We start from the raw sequence: 19,904 nt of genomic DNA, 5'->3' as shown, positions 1-19,904 counted from the left end.
CGTCACTTCGCGCTCGCGAGCGCTTCCTTGATCGCGGGGACGTACTGGTCGACGGCCCACGGGACGGACAGCGGCGAGGGCGCCGACGTCGACAGGATGAACGTCGGGTCGTCGAGCGCGACGACGGCGCCCGAGGCGATCGCCGGGATCTTGCCGAGGAGCTTGTCCGCCTTGACGGCGTCGAGGTGCTCCTTGCTGTCGACGTAGGCGAGCACGACGTCCGCGTCGATCTCATCGACGAGCTCGGCAGAGATGGTGCCGAAGAACTCGTCGTTGGACTTCGAGAGCTCGGCGATCTTCGGGGCGCTCTTCAGGCCGAGCGACTCGACGAACGCGACGCGCGCGTCCGAGGTCGTGTAGTAGGTGACGGACGACGGGTCGGCAGAGTTGAACCACAGGTAGGCGAACGTCTTGCCCTCGAGCTCGGGGGCGTCGTCGAGCGCGCTCGCGAGCTTCGCCTCGACGTCCTTGGTCACCTGCGCGGCCTCGGTCACCTTGCCGAGGACCTTGCCGGCCGTGGTGAGCTGGTCGCGCCAGCTCGTGCCCCAGGCGACCTCGGGGTATGCGACGGTCGGGGCGACCTTGGAGAGCTTGTCGTAGTCCTCCTGCGTGATCCCCGAGTACGTGCCGAGGATGAGGTCGGGCGCCGCGGTCGCGATGCCCTCGAAGTCGAGGCCGTCGGCCTCGTCGAGGAGCGCGGGGGCCTCGCCGCCGAGCGCCTCGAGCGCGGCCAGCGTCCACGGAAGGTAGCCGTCGGCGTCGCCGCCGTACGACGCGAACGGCATCGCCGCGGGCACGACGCCGAGCGCGATCGCCGCGTCCTGGTTGGCCCAGGAGATCGCCGCGACGCGCGTCGGCTGCTTCTCGACGACCGTCTCGCCGAACGCGTGCTCGATCGTCACCGGGAACGTGGTGGCGGCGGCGCTCGTGCCGGCGCTCGTGGGGCTCGTCGAGCCGCCCGGCGTGTCGGTCGAGCACGCCGCGAGCGTCACGAGAGCGAGGGCCGTCGCGAGGGCGGCGGTGGGGCGCAGGGCGCCGGAGAACGTGGTGCGCACAGGGGTGCCTCTCGGGTGTTCGGTGCTCACGCGGAGCGGGTGAGATGGGGTGGGACGGCGGGGCCGTCAGCCCTCGGCCTTGCCGCGCCGCCAGTAGCCCATGAAGGCGACCCAGCGGCGGTCGACGCCGAGGTCGCGCACCAGGTGGCGGCGCAGGTCCCGGACGATGGCCGCCTCGCCTGCGATCCAGGCGTAGCAGCCGGCCGAGCCGCGGACGGGCTCGGCTTCTTGCGTGGGCTCCGTGCCGGCGGCGCCCGCGAGGGCGCGCATGCCGGGGGTGTCCCACAGGATCGTGGTGTCGACGTCGATGTCGTCGACGTCGTCGGGCAGGCGGTCGTGCGCGACGGCGCACGAGCGTCCGAGCGCGCACGCCACGCAGCCGTTCTCGCGCTCGGCCATGCACGTGCGCACGGCGGCGTCGAGAAGCTCTCCGCGGGGGCGCGGGGCGCCGTCGTGCGTCTGGACGGTCGCGGTGCCGGCTCCGGCGGCGGGGCCGCCGTCGTGCGCGGGGCCCGGGGTGCGCGGCAGCCAGGTGAGGCGGGCGCCGAGCGGGAGGTCGACGTCGAGGGCGTCGGCGGGCGTGGGGACCTCGAGGAACGCGTCGACGTCTGTGCCGGCGGGTAGCTGCTCGAGGATCGCGCACACGGCGGGGGCTGCGGTCTCGTCTCCGGCGAGGATGAGTCGCGCGGCGGCGGCAGGCGGGTCGAACTCGAGGCCGACGGGCGGGCCGTCGTAGGCGGCGTTCGGGCCACTGAGGACGAGCTGGTCGCCGACCTGGACGCTCGCGACCCAGCGCGACGCGGGGCCTGCGCTCGGACCGGTGCCGTGCAGCACGAAGTCGACGTCGAGCTCCGTCTGCGTGCCCTCGCCGCGCAGCGCGCGGATCGAGTAGGTGCGGAAGGGGTGACGCTCGGCCTCGGGCTGCTCGCGCCACGCCTGGTACCAGTCGCCGGTGAAGTCCTCGAGGCGCGGCGCACGGCCCGCGGCGTCGGGCAGGACGACCTTGATGCGCTGGTCGAGCCCGTCGCGACCGAAGCCTGCGAGGTCCGCACCGACGAACGTCACGCGGGTGAACGAGGGGCTGAGCCGCTCGACCCGGCCGACGGTGACCGCGAACGCGCGGTAGGACGGTGCCGTGCGCGCAGCAGCAGCGCGCCGTGCACGGTTCTCCGCACGGCGCGCGTCTCGGACTGCGGGTGCGGTCGAGCTAGCCATGCTTCAAGTATGGCATGCCTTACCTAAGCGGACTAGGTCTGGTGGGAGGCCGTCTCACCAGGAGGAACGGTCAGATGCCGAGGTCCCGTCCCGTCAGGCGCCGGAACGCCTCGAGATAACGCTCGCGCGTCGCCGCGACGACATGCTCGGGCAGCGCGGGCGGCGGCGCGTCGCTCGCGCGGTCCCAGCCGGACTCCGCCGAGACGAGCCAGTCCCGGACGTGCTGCTTGTCGAAGCTCGGCTGCGCGCGTCCCGGCTCCCAGCCGTCAGCAGGCCAGAACCGCGACGAGTCCGGCGTGAGCACCTCGTCACCGAGGACCGTACGGCCCGTCGTCGGGTCGACCCCGAACTCGAGCTTCGTGTCCGCGAGGATCACGCCGCGCTCCTCCGCCATGGCGCTCGCCCGGGAGTAGACCTCGAGCGTGCGGTCCCGGAGCTGCGCCGCGGCCTCGCCGCCGATGCGCTCAGCCACCTCCTCGAACGTCACGTTCTCGTCGTGCTCACCCACCGCCGCCTTCGCGGCCGGCGTGAAGATCGCCTCCGGCAGGCGCGAACCGTCGACGAGCCCCTCGGGGAGCGGGACCCCGCAGACCGTCCGGTCCGCGCGGTACTCCACGAGTCCCGACCCGGTGAGGTAGCCACGCACGACGCACTCGACCGGGAACATCTCGAGCCGTCGGCACACCATCGCACGACCGTCGACCGCCGCAGGCACGAGCCCGTCGGCCGGGTCGGACGAAACCTCGACGGTCACGACGTGGTTGTCCACGACGTCGGCAAGCTGGTCGAACCACCACAGGCTCAGCTGCGTCAGCACGACTCCCTTGTCGGGGATCTCGGACGCCAGCACGTGGTCGTACGCGCTGATGCGGTCAGACGCCACCACGAGCACGACGTCACCGAGCGGGTGCGGGCCACCGAGGACAGCCTCGTCAGGCTCGTAGAGGTCGCGGACCTTGCCCGAGTAGACGTGACGCCAGCCCGGCAGCGCGAGCGCGCTCATGCCTGCGCCGCCTTCGCGGCGATGTCGCTGCGATGGTGCGAGCCCGGCAACGAGATCCGTCCGACGCCCGCGTACGCGGCGTCGCGCGCCGCCGCGAGGTCGGGGCCACGCCCGACGACCGACAGCACGCGCCCGCCCGACGCGACGAGCACGCCGTCGGACTCCGCGGTGCCCGCGTGCAGGACGTGCACGCCAGGGAGGCCCGCGGCACCGTCGGGACCGTCGACGCCGTCGATCGGGTCGCCCGACCGGACGTCCGCCGGGTAGCCGTGGGCCGCGACGACGACCGTCACCGCCGCGTCCTGCGCCCAGCGCAGCGGTTCGAGACCGCCGAGAGATGCGGTCGAGGCCGCGTGCAGGACGCTCGAGAGCGGGGTGCGCAGCCGCGACAGGACGACCTGCGTCTCCGGGTCCCCGAAACGCGCGTTGAACTCGATGACCCGCGTGCCCCGGCTCGTCAGCGCGAGCCCGACATAGAGGACGCCGACGAAAGGCGTGCCACGACGGGCCATCTCGGCGATCGTCGGGCGGGCGATGCGCTCGAGCACCTCGTCCGTCAGGCCCGCCGGGGCCCACGGCAGCGGCGAGTACGCACCCATGCCGCCCGTGTTGGGGCCCTCGTCGCCGTCGTAGGCGCGCTTGAAGTCCTGCGCAGGCGCGAGCGGGACGACGTTCGTCCCGTCGCTCACGCAGAAGAGGGACACCTCGGGACCGTCGAGGAACTCCTCGACGACGACGCGCCCCTGAGCCCCGCGCGCCGCGAGGCACGCCTGCGCGTGCTCGAGCGCCTCCGCACGGTCGCTCGTCACGACGACGCCCTTGCCCGCGGCGAGGCCGTCGTCCTTGATCACGTACGGCGCGCCGAACGCGTCCACCGCCGCCTCGACCTCGGCGAGCGTCACGCACACATAGGCCTGCGCCGTCGGGACGTCGGCCGCAGCCATGACGTCCTTCGCGAACGCCTTCGAGCCCTCGAGCGCGGCCGCAGCCGCGCTCGGTCCGAAGACCGGGACACCTGCCTCACGGACGGCGTCGGCGACCCCGGCGACGAGCGGAGCCTCCGGCCCGACGACGACAAGGTCGACCCCGAGCGTGGTAGCGAGAGCCGCGACGGCGACACCGTCGAGCGGGTCGATGCCGTGCAGCGTCGCAAGAGCGGCGATGCCCGGGTTGCCGGGCGCCGCGTGGAGCTCGTGGGCCCCGCTCTCGTGCGCCAGGGAGTGGAGGATCGCGTGCTCGCGGGCACCGGAACCGATGACGAGGATCTTCACGCCCACGATCCTACGGATGCGGACCACCGGGCGGGCGGACGTCCGCCCCGTGACCGCCAAAGCGGACCAAGCACCCGACCCGGGCGCACGCGAGCGCGCTTGCACCGCTTCTTCACGGTTCCCGCCGCGCCTTGCCGCCTGACTTACCACTCGAACGCATATCTTTCCTATCGTGCCCAAGATGCCTGCGAACTCGACCGCGCCGCGCCACGTCCTGCACAAGCGCAACCACCGCGTCCTGCGAGGCGTCGCCCTCGCCGCGACCGCGCTCATCGCGTTCAGCGGCACCGCGGTCGCGCTCGTCAACGCCGACCTGCAGTCCAAGCTGACGGTCGACGACGTCGACAAGCTCCTCGGCGATGACCGCCCGACGATCGTCGCCGACCCCGACGACCCGTACGCGGGCCAGCAGCTCAACATCCTGGTCATGGGCACCGACCTGCGCGACGCGGAGAACGAGAAGATCGCCGGCAAGGGCGGCGGCATGGGCTCCGACACGACGATGATCGTGCACGTCTCGGGCGACCGGAAGTCCGTCGAGGTCGTCTCGATCCCGCGCGACTCCCTCGTCGACATCCCTTCGTGCCTCACGGGCGACGGGGTGCAGAGCGCGCCCGAGGCCCAGGGGATGTTCAACAAGGCGTTCGCGATCGGCGCCGGGTCCAAGCAGGACTTCGCAACCGCGGCCGCGTGCACGATCAAGACCGTCGAGCAGCTCACCGGGATCCGCATCACGAGCCACGTCGTGCTCAAGATGACCGGCGTGATCGAGGTTGTCGACGCGATCGGCGGCGTGCCGATGTGCCTCCCCGAGGCCGTCAAGGAGAACCCGAAGTACGGCAAGCTGGACCTGCCCGCTGGCCCGAACACGCTCGACGGCCGCACCGCGATCAACTTCCTGCGCGCACGGCACGGTCAGGGCATGGGTCTCGAGCTCGAGTCGGACCTCACCCGCATCGAGCGTCAGCAGGCGTTCCTCGACGCTGCGTCCCGCGAGATCTTCAAGCAGAACCTCATCACCAACTCCCCCGAGCTCTACTCGGTCGTCAAGGCTGTGCTCGCGGCGATCAACACGAGCCCCGACCTCGGCTCCCCCTCGGCGCTCGCAGGCCTCGCGTTCTCGTTGCGGTCGATCAACATGGACGACATCACGTTCACGTACCTGCCGGTCTTCGACTCCGTCACGCGCCCGGGCCGTGTCGAGTGGAAGCCTGAGGCCGCCGAGATCTGGGAGCGCATCATCAACGACGACCGCGTCCCGGGGACGCCCGCCGCGCTCGCTGACGAGAAGGCCGCCCAGGCGACGAAGGACGCACCGAGCAAGCCCGCTGGCGACGACGGAGCCACGACCGACGCACCGAGCAGCCCGGAGACGACGGACACGCCCGCAAAGGAGACCACGAAGGCTCCCACCAAGCCGACGAAGCGCCCGGGCGTCTGCTGACCTCTCGAAGAAGGCGGGCACGTGGTGCGTCAGCGCCGCTGCCCCACCAGGTGCCGGGTCTCGGAGCCGCGAGTAGGGTCGGTCTGTCGTGAAATGTCGCCAGGACAGGAAACCAGCACCCTGATGTCTGCCAAGCCCCGTACCCTCGCGCTCGCCGTCGCCTCGACGGTCGCGCTCCTCCTCGCGCCGACCGCGGCGGCTCCCGCCACAGCCGCGCCCGCGACCACGGTGTCGACCATCGTCACCCCAGCGGTTCAGGTCGCGACCGCCAAGCCCACGTGGCGCCTGCAGACCAAGGTGAAGACGATCCTCTACTCGTCTGCCAGCGGCTCCGCCAAGCGCGCGACGATCCCGGCGGACTACACGATGAAGGCCGCCAGCACGAAGGTCAAGAACGGCCGGTACAAGGTCACGTACAAGGGCAAGTCAGGCTGGGTGAAGAAGTCCAAGGTCTCGAAGGTCTCCGGCAAGACCAAGGTCGGCAAGCTGTCCTGGGGCGCCTCGGCGAAGAAGAACATCAAGCGCTGGTGCAGCAGCGTCCCCGTCACGACGAAGAAGAAGACGACCAACTACGCGCAGGTCAGCTCGAACGGCTCCGCGCGCATCGTCCTGTCACGCACCGCCTTCGGGAAGAGCCTCGACCCGAACCACCCGCTCGCCGTCGCCACCCAGTACCACGAGTGCGCGCACGTCCTGCAGTACCGCGTCTACGACTACGACCTCCGCGCCGCCGAGAAGGCGATGAAGAAGGTCTACCCGAAGGCCAAGGCGCACGGCAGCAGCTTCGAGCACATGGCCGACTGCATCGCTGACGCGATGGGCGCCCAGCGCACCGGCAAGCTCACTGCGTCGTCGACGTACGTGGCCGGCTACGGCGGCGGCTGCTCCAAGAAGCAGATGAAGGCCGCCAAGAGGATCCTCGCCGGCAAGCGGATCTGACCTGGACACCAGAACGGCGCGTTCCCCGTGCGGGGAACGCGCCGTTCTGCGTCTGCTTTGCCTCGGCGGCTCAGACGAGGGCGTGACGGACGATCGTCGCCTCACGGTCCGGACCGACACCGACGACCGACATCCGGGAGCCGGACATCTCCTCGAGCGCGAGGACGTACGCCTGCGCGTTCGCGGGCAGGTCCTCGAACGTGCGGGCCGACGTGATGTCCTCGGTCCAGCCGTCGAAGTACTCGAAGATCGGCTTCGCGTGGTGGAAGTCCGACTGGTCGGCAGGCATCTCGTCATGACGCACACCGTCGACGTCGTACGCGACGCACACGGGGATCTTCTCGAGACCGGTCAGCACGTCAAGCTTCGTCAGCGCGAAGTCGGTGAGGCCGTTGACGCGAGCCGAGTAGCGAGCGACGACCGCGTCGTACCAGCCGCAGCGGCGCGGCCGACCCGTCGTCACGCCGAACTCGTGCCCGGTCGCACGCAGGAACTCGCCCATCTCGTCGAACAGCTCGGTCGGGAAGGGCCCCTCGCCGACGCGCGTCGTGTACGCCTTGATGACGCCGATGACACGGTCGATCCGGGTGGGGCCGACGCCCGAGCCGGTGCACACGCCGCCCGCGGTCGCGTTCGACGACGTCACGAACGGGTACGTGCCGTGGTCGACGTCGAGCATCGTGGCCTGGCCGCCCTCGAAGAGGACGGTCTTGCCCTCGTCGAGCGCCTTGTTGAGGACGAGCGACGTGTCCGTGACCATCGGGCGGAGCCGCTCGGCGTACCCGAGGAGTTCCTCGACCGTCTCGTCGATCGTGATCGCGCGGCGGTTGAACACCTTCACGAGGAGCTGGTTCTTCTGGTCGAGGGCGCCCTCGACCTTCTGCCGCAGGATGTTCTCGTCGAACAGGTCCTGCACGCGGATGCCCACCCGGTTGATCTTGTCCGAGTACGCCGGGCCGATGCCGCGCCCGGTCGTGCCGATCTTCCGCTTGCCCAGGAACCGCTCGGTCACCTTGTCGATCGTGCGGTTGTACGGCGCGATGACGTGCGCCGCGGAGGAGACCAGCAGGCGCGAGACGTCGACGCCGCGCGCGATGAGGTCGTCGAGCTCCTCGAAGAGCACCTCGATGTCGACGACGACGCCGTTGCCGATGACCGGCGTGACGTCCGGGGTCAGGATGCCCGACGGCAGCAGGTGGAGCGCGTACTTCTCGTCGCCGACCACGACCGTGTGGCCCGCGTTGTTGCCCCCGTTGAACTTGACCACATAGTCGACCTGGGAGCCGAGCTGGTCCGTCGCCTTGCCCTTGCCCTCGTCGCCCCACTGGGCTCCGACGACCACGATGGCTGGCATGCCGATCACCACTTTCGTCGCTGCCCTCGCGTCGGCGCGCGTCTCAGCCGCAGGCTCAGGGTGCCGGAACGGCACCCGGCACGCGTCGCGTCCGCCGGGGTCCGGGCGACAGCAGCCCGGTTCCCCCGCGAGTTTACCGGCTCAAGGGCCCGAGCCCCAGCGGGTCCGCGCGCCAGGTGGCGCGCCCGACGTCAGCGGAGCGCGGCCACCGCGGCGGCCTCGGTGCCGCAGTCGCCCAGGAACTGCTCGCACCGCTGCGACTCGTCGTCCTCACCGATCGCTGCGGCAGCCTCGGCGAGCGCCAGGAGCGCCCTGAGGAAGCCCTGGTTCGGCTCGTGGTCGACCGGCACGGCGCCGACGCCGCGCCAGCCCGCGCGGCGCAGCGCGTCGAGACCGCGGTGATACCCCGTCCTCGCGAACGCGTACGCGGTGACTGCGTCCGTCGCGAGCGCATGCTCCGCGAGGACCGCCCAGGCGTACGACGACGCAGGGACCTGACGTGCGACGTCGGCCGGGTCGACACCCTGCGCAGCGAGCGCGCGGGCGCGCGCGTCCGCGCCGTCCTCGGGGAGACGAGTGACAGCAGGGCCGAGGTCGATGCGCTCAGGGCGCGGGTGCTGGGTCATGGCTCGATTATCCCCGGAACTCCTCGGACCGGGCCCGGCGAGCCGCATATCCTTCGAAGATGGAGTTCGCGCTGCTCGGTGTCCTGGCCGTCGTCGTCATCGTCGCGGTCGCGAGCATCGCCCCGCGCCTCGGCGTCGCCGCCCCGATCCTGCTCGTCCTGCTCGGGATCGCCGCGAGCTACGTGCCCGGCGTCCCGACGTTCGAGCTCGACCCGCACCTCATCCTCACGGTCGTGCTCCCGCCGATCCTCTACTCGGCGGCGGTCAACGTCCCGCTCATGGACTTCCGACGGAACTTCAAGGCCATCACGTGGTTGTCCGTCGCACTCGTCATCATCACGGCCGTGCTCACGGGCGCCCTGCTGTACTGGCTCTTCCCCGACCTGTCGCTGCCCGCCGCGATCGCGCTCGGCGCCGTCGTCGCCCCGCCCGACGCCGTCGCCGCGACCTCGATCGGCAAGCGGCTCGGACTGCCGCACCGGCTCGTCACCGTCCTCGAGGGCGAGGGCCTCGTCAACGATGCGACGGCGCTCGTGCTGCTGCGCTCCGCGATCGCCGCGACCGCGGGCGCCGTCTCGTTCGTCGACATCGCGTGGGACTTCGTCCTCGCCGTCGTCATCGCGATCGCGGTCGGTGCCGTCATCGGGTTCGCGAGCGTCTGGGTGCGCAGCAAGATCGAGGACCCGGTGCTGACGACCGCGATCTCGTTCGGCGTGCCGTTCGTCGCGTTCTTCCCCGCCGAGGAGGTGCACGCGTCCGGGGTGCTCGCCGTCGTCGTCGCCGGCCTCATCACCGGGCACCTCGGCTCGACGTACTTCTCGCCGCAGGCCCGCGTCTCCGAGCGCGTCAACTGGCGCACCGCCCAGCTCCTCCTCGAGAACGGCGTGTTCCTGCTCATGGGCTTCGAGCTGCACGCGCTCACGGACCAGGTGCACGCGCAGGGCCTGAGCATCTGGACCGCCGTGTGGATCGGGCTCGTCGTCACCGTCGCGCTCACGGCGATCCGCGGCGCGCTCGTCCTCCCGCTCATCGCGGTGCTGCGCCGCGACCAGGAACGCGCCCGCGTGCGGGCGCGACAGCTCGACTCGGTGATCAGCCGCATCGACGCCGTCCGCGACGCGCTGCCCGGCCTCGACCTGACCGACGACAAGCACGCCCGCCGCTTCACACGACGCCTGCGCCGCAAGCGCGCCGACATGGACTTCCTCCAGACCGAGGGCCTGAGCTGGCGCGGCGGCGCCGTCATCGCCTGGTCCGGGATGCGCGGCGTCGTCACGCTCGCCGCGGCGCAGTCGCTCCCGTCCGACCTGCCGTACCGGCCGCAGCTCGTCCTGGTCGCGTTCACGGTCGCGATCGTCACCCTCGTCGTGCAGGGCGCGTCCCTGCCGTGGGTCATCGACCGGCTCGACGTCCAGGGGTCCGACGAGCAGGCCGAGCGGGTCAAGCTCGCGACGCTCGTCACCGAGATCAACAGCGCCGGCCTCGCGACGCTCGACAACCCCGAGCTGCGTCGGCCCGACGGCACCCGCTACCCGCCCGAGATCGTCGAGCGTGTCCGGGAGGACACGCGCCGCATCGGGCTGCGCCTCGCCGAGCAGATCGTCCGCGCGGACGACGACGGCCCGCACGCCATGAAGCGTGCGCTGCGTCAGCGCGTCCTCGAGGCGGAGCGCGCCGCGCTCGACGACGCCCGCGCCGAGGGCGCGCACGCGAGCCACGTGATCGACCGCGCGCAGGCGATCCTCGACGTCGAGCAGTCCCGCCTCGACATCCACTGAGACAGCCCGGCAGCAGCACCCGTACCGCCACCGGCGGCGGGCACGCCGGTGCGTATCTGCGCGCGGGCGCAGCGCTCCTGGAGACATGACCCGAGACCCGATCGTGACAGGGCGCACGACCGTTCTCGGTCGCGCCGACACCCGGGCCTGGCTACGCTCGGTGCCACGCACGCCCTCCCCGGACGTGCCCGCGTGGCTCCTGTCGGACCACGGCCCGTCTCGGAGGACACCGCTCATGATCGAGATCTCCACGTCGCCGGCGACGACCACGCTGACGATCGCGGGCGACCTCGACCTCGCTGAGCGCGACCAGTTCCCCGAGATCACCGCGCGCGTCGTCGGGCTGCGCCGCCAGCTCCTCGTCCTCGACATGTGCCGCGTCACGTTCATGGACTCGACCGGTGCGGCGTTCCTCATCTCGCTCGCGGACGCCGGGCGGCGCCGTGGTGGCGCGACCGTCCTGCGCGGCTGCGACGAGCGCGACCTGTTCGTCCTCGAGGTGTGCGGAGCGCTCGACCTGTTCCGCATCGACGGTGACCACGCGTGCCCTGCGGCTCCCGAGACCCCGGACCCGGGCAGCGCGGACCACGCTCCGACGCCGCGTCCCCGGCGCCACGGCCGCGCGGTCGGAGCCTGACTCTCCCGGTCGCCGTCGGCGCCTGACGTCCTCGCGGACGCTCAGCTGCTCAGCTTCGCCCACACGATCTTGCCCACCGCGGACGGGCGCCAGCCCCAGTCGGCGAGCCGGTCGACGATCTGCACGCCGTAGCCCCCCACGCCTTGCGGGTGGCCGTTCATGATGACGGGCGGCGCCGGGTTCGCGTCCTCGACCTCGATGCGCAGCCCGTCACCGGTGTCGAAGAGGCGCAGCACGATCGTCCCCCACCCGTGCAGCACCGCGTTCGCGACGAGCTCTGAGACCACCAGCTCGGCGTTGGCGACGTTCCCCAACCCCCACGCCTGGACCGTGCGCAGCAGCGCCTGCCGGGCACGTGCGATCGACGCCGGATCGCTCGGGAGGCTCCAGCGCCGGCTCCGCGGCCCGTCGGCCGGGCCGCCTGCGCGGCGACGCGACGGCAGCCGCACGACGACGACCGCGACGTCGTCCTCCGGCCGCTCCGCGAGCGCGCTGACGAGCTCCTCCCCGATCCCCGCCGCGTCCGACGCGACCGAGCTCCCGGCTACCTCGAGCAACGCCATCAGCCCGTCGCGCAGGCCGCGGTCGCGTCGCTCGATCAGGCCGTCGGTGTAGAGCACCACGCTGTCGCCCGGCCGCAGCTCGACCGAACCGACCGTGCGGGCGCGGTTCCCGAACCCCACGAGGGCGCCCGCCCCCTGCGCGAGCTGGGTCGCCGACCCGTCCCGGAGCAGGATGGGCGGCAGGTGCCCGGCCCGCGAGTAGTCCAGCCGCCAGCGCGTCTCGTCCTCGGCGGCCCCCTCGACGCCGATCCGCGTGAGCGTGCCGTAGACGAGGCTCGCCGCGCGGGCGACGCCGAGCCCGCGCACGAGCTTGTCCGTGCGCTCGAGGACGAGAGCAGGGTCGGTGAGCTCGAACGCGTACGCACGCACCACGGACCGCAGCTGTCCCATCACCGCCGCCGCCTCGACGTCGTGCCCCACGACGTCCCCGATGACGATGCCCGCGACGTCGTCGCTGATGCCGACGATGTCGTACCAGTCGCCACCGACCTGGGCGTGCTCGACGTTCGGCGAGTAGTAGGACCACACGTCGAGGCCGGGCACGTCAGCCTGCTCGGGGAGCATCGCACGCTGTAGCGCGGATGCGAGCTGGTGCTCGCGCGCATGCAGGCGCGCGTTCTCGACCGCGAGGGCGACGCGACGCACGATCACGTCGAGAAGGGTCCGGACGTTGTCGTCGAGGTCCTCCGGGGCGACGCCCTCCGGCGGGGCGACGACGAGCAGGCCGAGCACCGACCGCGACCCCGGGATCGCCATGACGCGTACGCGCGGAGCCGTGAGCACGAGCGTCGGGTCGTCGCCCAGCACCGCTTGCTGCACCCGGTATGCGGCGGACCCCTCCGGGTAGCCGAGGGACAGGTCGACGATCGCGTCCGCGAGCCGTCCTCCGAGGAGGTGCAGCACCGCTCCCCCGCTCGACCTGTCCACAGGCCCGACGGACGCAGGCTCGGGCGGTTCCACGCGGGCTCCGCGCGCAGGAAGGACAGCAAGGTCGAAAGGGTCGACGCCGGAGCTCACCTCGAGGTGGTTGTCGACGAGCAGGAAGCCCGCCCACGACGCGACCGTGCGGGCGAGCGCCGCCGACACGATGCCGAGCACCTCGGACTCGTCGGCGTCTGTCAGGATCTGCGAGATCCGCACGAGGAGCGAGAGACCCTCGCGTGCGCGACGCTCCTGGACGATCGACTCCTGGAGCGACTCGTCCCGCGCCATCTCCGCGGTCACGTCGTCGAACGTCGCCACCCAGCGCTCGGGGCGCTCGTCAGGACCTCCCGCGGACGTGAGCCACAGCCGCAACCACACGAGGTCGTCCTGCGGTCGGCGGAACGGCAGCGTGACCTCGACCCGCTCACCGGCGCGCACGCGCCGGGCCAGGTCAGCGAGCGCGGAGTCGTCCCACCGGTCGCCGAAGAACTCCTTGGGCTGGCGCCCTTCGACCTCGGCGGAGCGGTGCCCGGTGATCTCCGTGAAGCGGTCGTTGACCCACAGCATCCTCAGGACCGGGCCGTCGACCGCGAGGACGGTGATGCCCACACCGGCGCGCGTCGCAGCAGCAGCGAGCAGGCTGGCGACGCCACCCGGGGTGACACCGACCGTGCGCGGGTGATTCGTCCCTGCTTCTCGCACCCGTCCTCCCCTGAGTTGCCCGTCGCCCGTGCAAGATAGATAGTCTGCTCCCAGGCGACCCACCGTGGTGGCGCCAGGATAGTGACCATATGCCCGCACGATCGCCCGCCGCACCGTACGGCGACCGAAGGAGGACCGTGTACGACACGCCCAGCCCGCAGGATCTCCCTGGGCAGGACCCGTCCGCCGCCGACGAGTCTGCGGCCACCGTGAGCGACCCCGGCACGGTCCACGTCCTTGTCGGCGCTGTGCGCACACGGATCGTCCTGTCCGGCGAGATCGACGCGAACCTTGCCGACGAGTTCTCCGACGCGATGCAGGACGCGGAGGCCACGGGCCTCCCCGTCGAGGTCGATGCTCACCACGTGACGTTCATGGACTCGTCCGGCGTCGCGTTCCTCGCCCGCCTCGCGACGACGTCGCCGCACAAGGTGCGCGTCCTGCGCGCTCCCGCGACCATGCGCTTCCTGCTCGACGTCACGAGAATCGGCGAGCTTCTCGAGATCCTCGACGAGGACCCAGGATTCGAGCTTGCGCCCGTCGACGAGTTCACGATCGAGCGTCTGCCCCGGCAGAGCAACCCCGCGCTCTGACGCGCACGGGCCGATGGCCCGCCGTGCGTCGTCGCGGACCCCGGTGAGCTGCTGAAGCCCGCCAGACACGGAGAAGGCCTCCGCACCCGAGGGTGCGGAGGCCTTCTCCGTGTGAGCTCAGGTCAGAGCTTGTGACCAGCCGAGCGGAGCTGCTGGGCAGCCTCGACGATGCGCTGAGCCATGCCAGCCTCGGCGAGCTTGCCCCAGGCGCGCGGGTCGTACGCCTTCTTGTTGCCGACCTCGCCGTCGACCTTGAGGACGCCGTCGTAGTTCTGGAACATATGGGCCACGACCGGGCGGGTGAACGCATACTGCGTGTCCGTGTCGATGTTCATCTTGATGACGCCGTTGTCGACGGCCTCAGAGATCTCGGCCTCGGTCGAGCCGGAGCCGCCGTGGAACACGAGGTCGAACGGGTTCTCCTTGCCGATCTTGTCGCCGACCGTCTTCTGGATCTCGGCGAGGATCGACGGACGCAGCTTGACCGCACCCGGCTTGTAGACGCCGTGCACGTTGCCGAAGGTGAGTGCCGTCAGGTAGCGGCCCTTCTCGCCGGCGCCGAGCGCGGCGACGGTCGCGAGGCCGTCCTCAGCGGTCGTGTACAGCTTGTCGTTGATCTCGGCCGTGTGGCCGTCCTCCTCGCCACCGACGACGCCGACCTCGATCTCGAGGATCGTGCGGGCCGCCTGCGAGAGCTCGAGGAGCTCGGCCGCGATGACGAGGTTCTCGTCGAGCGGGATGTTCGAGCCGTCGAACATGTGCGACTGGAACGTCGGGTTCTTGCCGGCCTTGACCTGCTCCGCCTCGATGGCGAGGAGCGGGCGGACCCAGGAGTCCAGGTTCTGCTTGGTGCAGTGGTCCGTGTGGATCGCGACCGTGATCGGGTAGTTCTTCGCGACCTCGGCCGCGTACGCGGCGAGCGCGAGCGAGCCGGAGACGCGGTCCTTGATCGTCGAGCCGGAGCCGTACTCGGCGCCGCCGACCGACACCTGGATGATGCCGTCGCTCTCGGCCTCGGCGAAGCCCTGGAGGGCCGCCGTGATCGACTGGGAGGACGTGATGTTGACCGCGGGGTAGGCGAACTTGCCCGCCTTCGCGCGGTCGATCATCTCGTTGTAGACCTCGGGGGTTGCGATGGCCATCGAAGAACTCCAAAGAAGGGTGAGGGTTTTCTACGGGACTGTCGGGGACAGTTTCTCACGGATGCACGAACGCCCGTTGGGCCGTTTGACCCGTGGAACACGGCCTCACCAGCGCAGGTTCACGCCTCGGGGATCTGCGCGTGCTGGCTCACCCACGCGTGCATGGCGATCGCCCCGGCGGCGCCCGCGTTGATCGAGCGGGTCGAGCCGAACTGGGTGATGTGCAGGACGACGTCGCACGCCGCGACAGCCTCGTCGCTCAGGCCCGCACCCTCCTGGCCGAAGAGCAGCATGCACTCCCGCGGGAGCGTGAACCTCTCGATCGCGACCGAGCCCGGGACGTTGTCGATGCCGATCACCCGCAGGCCCTCCCCGGCAGCCCAGGCGAGCAGGTCCGCGACGTCGGGATGGTGGACCACGTGCTGGTAACGGTCCGTGACCATCGCGCCGCGACGGTTCCAGCGGCGACGCCCGACGATGTGCACGGCCGCGGCGTTGAACGCGTTCGCGGTCCGCACGACCGACCCGATGTTCAGGTCGTGTCCCCAGTTCTCGATCGCGACGTGGAACGGGTGCCTGCGAGAGTCGAGCTCCGCGACGATCGCGTCGACGGTCCAGTACCGGAACTCGTCGGTCACGTTGCGCCGGTCGCCGTCACGCAACAGGTCTGGGTCGTAGCGCGCTCCGACCGGCCAGGCGTCCTCCCCGCCGGGCCACGGGCCTACGCCGATCTCACGGGTCGTCTCGTCGTCACGGTCCTGCGGCACCCGCCCATTGTCCAGCAGGTCGCCCGACGAACGGTCCAGAGATGTTCACGTGCTGCTCACCGGGGCGCCGCCGGCCCGTGAGGTCGCCGGACTAGGCTGGAGCGGTGCTGACCTCTGTGCTCGATGCCGTGTCCTCCGTACCCCTCCACGCCGCCGCCGATCCGAGCGTCCTCGCTCTCGGCCCCGACTGGATGCAGGCGGACACGCTCATCGCGTCCTTCGGCACCTACGCGCTGATCGGGATCTGCGTCGTCGTGTTCATCGAGACGGGCTTGCTGTTCCCGTTCCTCCCCGGCGACTCCCTGCTGTTCACGGCGGGCATGCTCGTCGCGCAGGAGCAGCTCGACTTCCCGCTGTGGCTCTTGTGCGTGCTGCTGTTCGTGTCCGCGTTCGCGGGCGACCAGGTCGCCTACGCGATCGGGCACAAGGCGGGGCCCCGGATCTTCAACAAGCCCGACTCCCGGTTCTTCAAGCAGTCGTACATCGACCAGACCAACGCGTTCTTCGACAAGTACGGCGGCCGGGCGATCGTGCTCGCGCGCTTCGCGCCCTTCGTGCGCACGTACGCGCCCGTCGCCGCCGGCGTCGGCCGCATGCCCTACCGGCACTTCGTGAGCTACAACGTGATCGGCGCGCTGCTGTGGGGCGTCGGCATCACCGTGCTCGGATACTTCCTGGGGCAGATCACGTTCATCCACGACAACATCGAGGCGATCCTCGTCCTGATCGTCCTCGTGTCGGTGCTCCCGATCATCATCGAGGTCGCCCGCGGGTGGCTCGCGCGGCGTCGTGCGCCGCGCGACGCGGCCGCGACCGTCCCCACGACGACACCGGAGGTGTGACATGACCGACCAGCCTCGCGTGATCCGTTCCTGGCTGACCGACATGGACGGCGTCCTCGTCCACGAGGGGGTCGCGCTCCCGGGCGCGCCGGAGTTCATCCGGGCGCTGCGCGACGCCGAGCGGCCGTTCCTCGTCCTCACGAACAACTCGATCTTCACGGACCGCGACCTGCGCGCACGGCTCGCACAGTCGGGCATCGACGTCCCGCAGGAGGCGATCTGGACGTCGGCGCTCGCGACCGCGAGCTTCTTGCAGGACCAGTCGCCGGGCGGCTCGGCGTACGTCATCGGGGAGGCCGGGCTGACGACGGCGCTCTACGAGGTGGGCTACACGCTCACCGAGTCGTCGCCCGACTACGTGGTGCTCGGCGAGACCCGCACGTACTCGTTCGAGGCGATCACGAAGGCGATCCGGCTGATCCTCGACGGCGCGCGGTTCATCTGCACGAACCCGGACGCGACGGGCCCGAGCGCCGAGGGCCCGCTGCCGGCGACGGGTGCGGTGGCCGCGATGATCACGAAGGCGACGGGCCGCAAGCCGTACTTCGTGGGCAAGCCGAACCCGATGATGTTCCGGTCGGCGCTCAACCGCATCGACGCGCACTCGGAGACGACGGCGATGATCGGTGACCGCATGGACACGGACGTGGTCGCTGGCATCGAGGCAGGCCTTGAGACGTTCCTCGTGCTCACCGGCTCGACGACGGCGGAGCAGGTCGAGCTGTACCCGTTCCGTCCGTCGCGCGTCGTCCCCTCGATCGCGGACCTGATCGAGCTGGTCTGACCACCGTCGCGGCACCTCTCGACGACGTAGGCCCTGGACGCATCGCGTCCAGGGCCTACGTGTGTCGGCGTCCAGGTCAGGCGGGGACGGCGCCCCGACGACGGCGGACCAGGACGAGCGCAGCACCGGCGAGCAGGAGCGTGCCCGAGAGCGCGACGAGCCCGACCGGTTCGGATCCGGTCACCGGGAGGGTGCCGGTCGGCGACGAGCAGTCGGTCTCGCCACCGAGCGGGAGCGTGAACGAGACGGGGGCGAGGGCGTCGCCGGCCTTGTAGAAGCCGGAGAACGCCTTGGCGCCCGCTGCCGTGAGCGTCGCCGGGACGCCGCTGTAGGAGATGCGGTCGCCCGAGGCCCCGCCGTGCCCGCTCAGCGAGAGGGTCGCGAACGTGATGCCGGCGTACGCGAACGTGTCGCCGTCGATGGTGGTACCTCGCGTGTCGAGGACGAGCGACGCCCGCGTCGAGCTGTGGAGCACGACGCGCGGGTTCGAAAACGTCACGTCGAGGACGTCGCCGTGGCCGACCGTCCGCACGGAGCCGGTGAACGAGCCGGTGCCGCGCGCAGCGTCGGTGTTGTACGCGCCGGTCCCGGCGGACCAGGTGAACGTCGAGCCCGAACGCTGTGCCCCCGACGTCGTGATCTTGCCCTGGGCGACCGAGCCCTCGATGTAGGCGAGGTAGCTGGACTTGAGGCCCCAGGTCAGCGTGGCGCCGGTGACGCTGCGAGCGACGCACTCGGGCGTACCCGTCGAGTCGACGGGCTCAGTCTTGTCAGCCTCCGCGCGGACGACCGTGAAGGTCTGCTTGATCGGCTTCGCGACACCTGCGACGGAGAGCACGAACGTGTGGCGGCCCGCCGCGAAACCCTCCGGGACGTCGAAGTCGTACGTGACGACTCCCTTCGCCGACGTGCGCTGGGAACCGAGGCTGATCGGGTCGGAGTGGACCTCGGCGCTCGAGGTCGCCGACGCGGGAAGCCCGGTGACGCGGAACGTGATCGTGCCGCCCTGCTCGACGCGGGAGCCCTCGACGTCACCACCCAGCGTGACCGTCGGCGTCGCGACGGGCGTCGGGGTGGGCGGGACCTTGCCGTCGTCGCACTTCTCGGCGACCGTGATCGTGGCACTGAGCGGGTCGAGCTTCTCCCCCGCAGGGTAGAACCCCGCAAAGACGGGCGTGCCGGAGGCGAGGAGCGTCACGGCTGCGTTGGTGATGGTCGTCGTCCGGCCCGACGTCGCCATCGCGCCCCTGAGGTCCACCGAGGCGATCGCCACGTCCTTGAGGTCCTGCGCCGGGGTGCTCAGGTACGCCTTGACGTCGGCGTCCGCCCGGAGCTCAGCCTTGGTCGACGACGTCAGGACGAGGCGCAGGTTGGTCCAGCGCATGTTCATCTCGTCGTGGTGCCCGAGGAAGTGGAGCGCGCCAGGCAGGCGGACGCTGCCCTTGCCGTCGGCGTAGGTTCCCGTGCCGCCCGACCACTCGAAGCGGCCTCCCTTGAGCTCGACGCCCGTGCGCTCGATCCTGCCCTGGGCGATGGGACCACTGATGTAGGTCACGAAGCTGGACTTCACGCCCCACGACACCTGCGCGGAGGTGATCGAAGGATCAGCGACGCACCCCGTCGGCTCCGGGGTCGGGGTGGGGGTCGGCTTCGGGTCCGGGTTGGGGGTCGGCTTCGGGTCCGGCTTCGTCCCGGGCTCGGTGAACGTCAGCGGGGTGAACGTCTCGAACGCCGCAGGCTTCGCACCCGAACCGCCATACGTGTAGATCCCCCAACGCCCCGTCGCCGCGAGCAGCTTCTCCGTCTTGGTCAACGTCAGCTCAGCCTCGAACGACCCGTCCGCACCCAGCTCGATCGCACCCGCCGCAGCGCCACCGATCGTCGACACGTCCTCAGCGAGCACCGCCCACCTCGTGTCACCCGTCACGCGCGCCGTCGACGGCGCACCAGCCGACGGCTCCCACGCCTCCGCGAACCGACCGAACGCCACATACGTCCCCGCGAACTTCCCCGCCAACGGCGGACGCGCACCGACCGCCGCCGGGTCCCCCGCGACGAAACCCGTGCCACGCACGGTGACCTTCTCACCGTCGCCCAGACCGGACGTCTTCGACACCGTCACCGACGGGGTGGGCGCCGGCTCGGTGAACGTCAGCGGGGTGAACGTCTCGAACGCCGCAGGCTTCGCACCCGAACCGCCATACGTGTAGATCCCCCAACGCCCCGTCGCCGCGAGCAGCTTCTCCGTCTTGGTCAACGTCAGCT

General features: G+C 71.0%; 17 protein-coding genes. 7 read left to right on the top strand and 10 right to left on the bottom strand.

The window, feature by feature from the left end; translation table 11 throughout:
* Window positions 1–2: 2 nt before the first annotated feature.
* From HF995_RS11430 to purD, 4 genes are all read right to left on the bottom strand, one after another.
* Complete coding sequence (locus tag HF995_RS11430; RefSeq protein ID WP_168447954.1) at window positions 3–1,085, bottom strand: iron-siderophore ABC transporter substrate-binding protein; 1,083 nt, start codon at window positions 1,083–1,085, stop codon at window positions 3–5.
* 36 nt (window positions 1,086–1,121) lie between these two features.
* A complete protein-coding gene (locus HF995_RS11425; RefSeq protein WP_168447953.1) occupies window positions 1,122–2,270 on the bottom strand; it encodes a siderophore-interacting protein in 1,149 nt (382 codons plus the stop codon).
* Between the two features lie 70 nt (window positions 2,271–2,340).
* The gene (locus HF995_RS11420) at window positions 2,341–3,273 is read right to left on the bottom strand and encodes a phosphoribosylaminoimidazolesuccinocarboxamide synthase (protein ID WP_168447952.1); all 933 of its coding nucleotides are present in this window, start codon (window positions 3,271–3,273) and stop codon (window positions 2,341–2,343) included.
* Window positions 3,270–4,544 (bottom strand): phosphoribosylamine--glycine ligase, encoded by a 1,275-nt coding sequence (gene purD, locus HF995_RS11415; protein ID WP_168447951.1) that lies wholly within the window; start codon window positions 4,542–4,544, stop codon window positions 3,270–3,272. The genes HF995_RS11420 and purD overlap by 4 nt, the downstream gene beginning before the upstream one ends.
* Before the next feature lie 181 nt (window positions 4,545–4,725).
* Here purD and HF995_RS11410 point away from each other — a divergent pair, with 181 nt between their 5' ends.
* Window positions 4,726–5,988 (top strand): LCP family protein, encoded by a 1,263-nt coding sequence (locus tag HF995_RS11410; RefSeq protein ID WP_168447950.1) that lies wholly within the window; start codon window positions 4,726–4,728, stop codon window positions 5,986–5,988.
* Between the two features lie 123 nt (window positions 5,989–6,111).
* A complete protein-coding gene (locus HF995_RS11405; RefSeq protein WP_168447949.1) occupies window positions 6,112–6,927 on the top strand; it encodes a hypothetical protein in 816 nt (271 codons plus the stop codon).
* 70 nt (window positions 6,928–6,997) lie between these two features.
* Here HF995_RS11405 and HF995_RS11400 read toward each other — a convergent pair whose 3' ends face one another.
* The gene (locus tag HF995_RS11400; RefSeq protein ID WP_168447948.1) at window positions 6,998–8,281 is read right to left on the bottom strand and encodes an adenylosuccinate synthase; all 1,284 of its coding nucleotides are present in this window, start codon (window positions 8,279–8,281) and stop codon (window positions 6,998–7,000) included.
* Window positions 8,282–8,472: 191 nt separating this feature from the next.
* Window positions 8,473–8,907: a DUF3151 domain-containing protein gene (locus HF995_RS11395; protein WP_168447947.1), complete on the bottom strand. Its 435-nt coding sequence runs from the start codon at window positions 8,905–8,907 to the stop codon at window positions 8,473–8,475.
* 59 nt (window positions 8,908–8,966) lie between these two features.
* On the opposite strand from HF995_RS11395, the gene HF995_RS11390 reads away from it, so the two are divergent.
* Entirely contained in the window at window positions 8,967–10,685 is a 1,719-nt protein-coding gene (locus tag HF995_RS11390; protein ID WP_168447946.1) for a cation:proton antiporter, read from the top strand.
* Window positions 10,686–10,920: 235 nt separating this feature from the next.
* The gene (locus HF995_RS11385) at window positions 10,921–11,322 is read left to right on the top strand and encodes an STAS domain-containing protein (RefSeq protein ID WP_286189587.1); all 402 of its coding nucleotides are present in this window, start codon (window positions 10,921–10,923) and stop codon (window positions 11,320–11,322) included.
* 41 nt (window positions 11,323–11,363) lie between these two features.
* Here the strand turns inward: HF995_RS11385 and HF995_RS11380 are convergent, their stop codons facing one another.
* Window positions 11,364–13,511 carry an ATP-binding SpoIIE family protein phosphatase gene (locus HF995_RS11380; RefSeq protein WP_350308870.1) on the bottom strand — a complete coding sequence of 716 codons (2,148 nt, stop codon included), beginning with the start codon at window positions 13,509–13,511 and terminating at the stop codon, window positions 11,364–11,366.
* 137 nt (window positions 13,512–13,648) lie between these two features.
* Here HF995_RS11380 and HF995_RS11375 point away from each other — a divergent pair, with 137 nt between their 5' ends.
* Complete coding sequence (locus HF995_RS11375; protein WP_350308869.1) at window positions 13,649–14,104, top strand: STAS domain-containing protein; 456 nt, start codon at window positions 13,649–13,651, stop codon at window positions 14,102–14,104.
* Window positions 14,105–14,226: 122 nt separating this feature from the next.
* On the opposite strand, the gene fbaA is transcribed toward HF995_RS11375, so the two are convergent.
* Window positions 14,227–15,246: a class II fructose-bisphosphate aldolase gene (gene fbaA / locus HF995_RS11370; protein WP_168447944.1), complete on the bottom strand. Its 1,020-nt coding sequence runs from the start codon at window positions 15,244–15,246 to the stop codon at window positions 14,227–14,229.
* 119 nt (window positions 15,247–15,365) lie between these two features.
* A complete protein-coding gene (locus HF995_RS11365; protein ID WP_350308868.1) occupies window positions 15,366–16,013 on the bottom strand; it encodes a TrmH family RNA methyltransferase in 648 nt (215 codons plus the stop codon).
* Window positions 16,014–16,117: 104 nt separating this feature from the next.
* Here HF995_RS11365 and HF995_RS11360 point away from each other — a divergent pair, with 104 nt between their 5' ends.
* Window positions 16,118–16,855, top strand: a complete 738-nt coding sequence (locus tag HF995_RS11360; protein WP_350308867.1) for a VTT domain-containing protein — start codon at window positions 16,118–16,120, stop codon at window positions 16,853–16,855.
* Window position 16,856: 1 nt separating this feature from the next.
* Window positions 16,857–17,639, top strand: coding sequence for an HAD-IIA family hydrolase (locus HF995_RS11355; protein WP_168447943.1), 783 nt, complete (start codon window positions 16,857–16,859; stop codon window positions 17,637–17,639).
* 76 nt (window positions 17,640–17,715) lie between these two features.
* Here the strand turns inward: HF995_RS11355 and HF995_RS11350 are convergent.
* Window positions 17,716–19,904, bottom strand: a 2,189-nt coding sequence (locus tag HF995_RS11350; RefSeq protein WP_168447942.1) for an HtaA domain-containing protein, incomplete at its 5' end; no start/stop codon positions are given.

It is taken from the genome of Sanguibacter hominis ATCC BAA-789, assembly GCF_012396185.1.
Lineage (GTDB): Bacteria > Actinomycetota > Actinomycetes > Actinomycetales > Cellulomonadaceae > Flavimobilis > Flavimobilis hominis.
This window is presented reverse-complemented; position numbering and strand designations above follow the sequence as displayed.

Coding starts and splice junctions, on each gene's coding strand:
- HF995_RS11425 (WP_168447953.1), bottom strand. CDS start 2,270: ATGGCTAGCTCGACCGCACCCGCAGTCCGAGACGCGCGCCGTGCGGAG.
- HF995_RS11420 (WP_168447952.1), bottom strand. CDS start 3,273: ATGAGCGCGCTCGCGCTGCCGGGCTGGCGTCACGTCTACTCGGGCAAG.
- HF995_RS11410 (WP_168447950.1), top strand. CDS start 4,726: ATGCCTGCGAACTCGACCGCGCCGCGCCACGTCCTGCACAAGCGCAAC.
- HF995_RS11405 (WP_168447949.1), top strand. CDS start 6,112: ATGTCTGCCAAGCCCCGTACCCTCGCGCTCGCCGTCGCCTCGACGGTC.
- HF995_RS11400 (WP_168447948.1), bottom strand. CDS start 8,281: ATGCCAGCCATCGTGGTCGTCGGAGCCCAGTGGGGCGACGAGGGCAAG.
- HF995_RS11395 (WP_168447947.1), bottom strand. CDS start 8,907: ATGACCCAGCACCCGCGCCCTGAGCGCATCGACCTCGGCCCTGCTGTC.
- HF995_RS11390 (WP_168447946.1), top strand. CDS start 8,967: ATGGAGTTCGCGCTGCTCGGTGTCCTGGCCGTCGTCGTCATCGTCGCG.
- HF995_RS11385 (WP_286189587.1), top strand. CDS start 10,921: ATGATCGAGATCTCCACGTCGCCGGCGACGACCACGCTGACGATCGCG.
- fbaA (WP_168447944.1), bottom strand. CDS start 15,246: ATGGCCATCGCAACCCCCGAGGTCTACAACGAGATGATCGACCGCGCG.
- HF995_RS11355 (WP_168447943.1), top strand. CDS start 16,857: ATGACCGACCAGCCTCGCGTGATCCGTTCCTGGCTGACCGACATGGAC.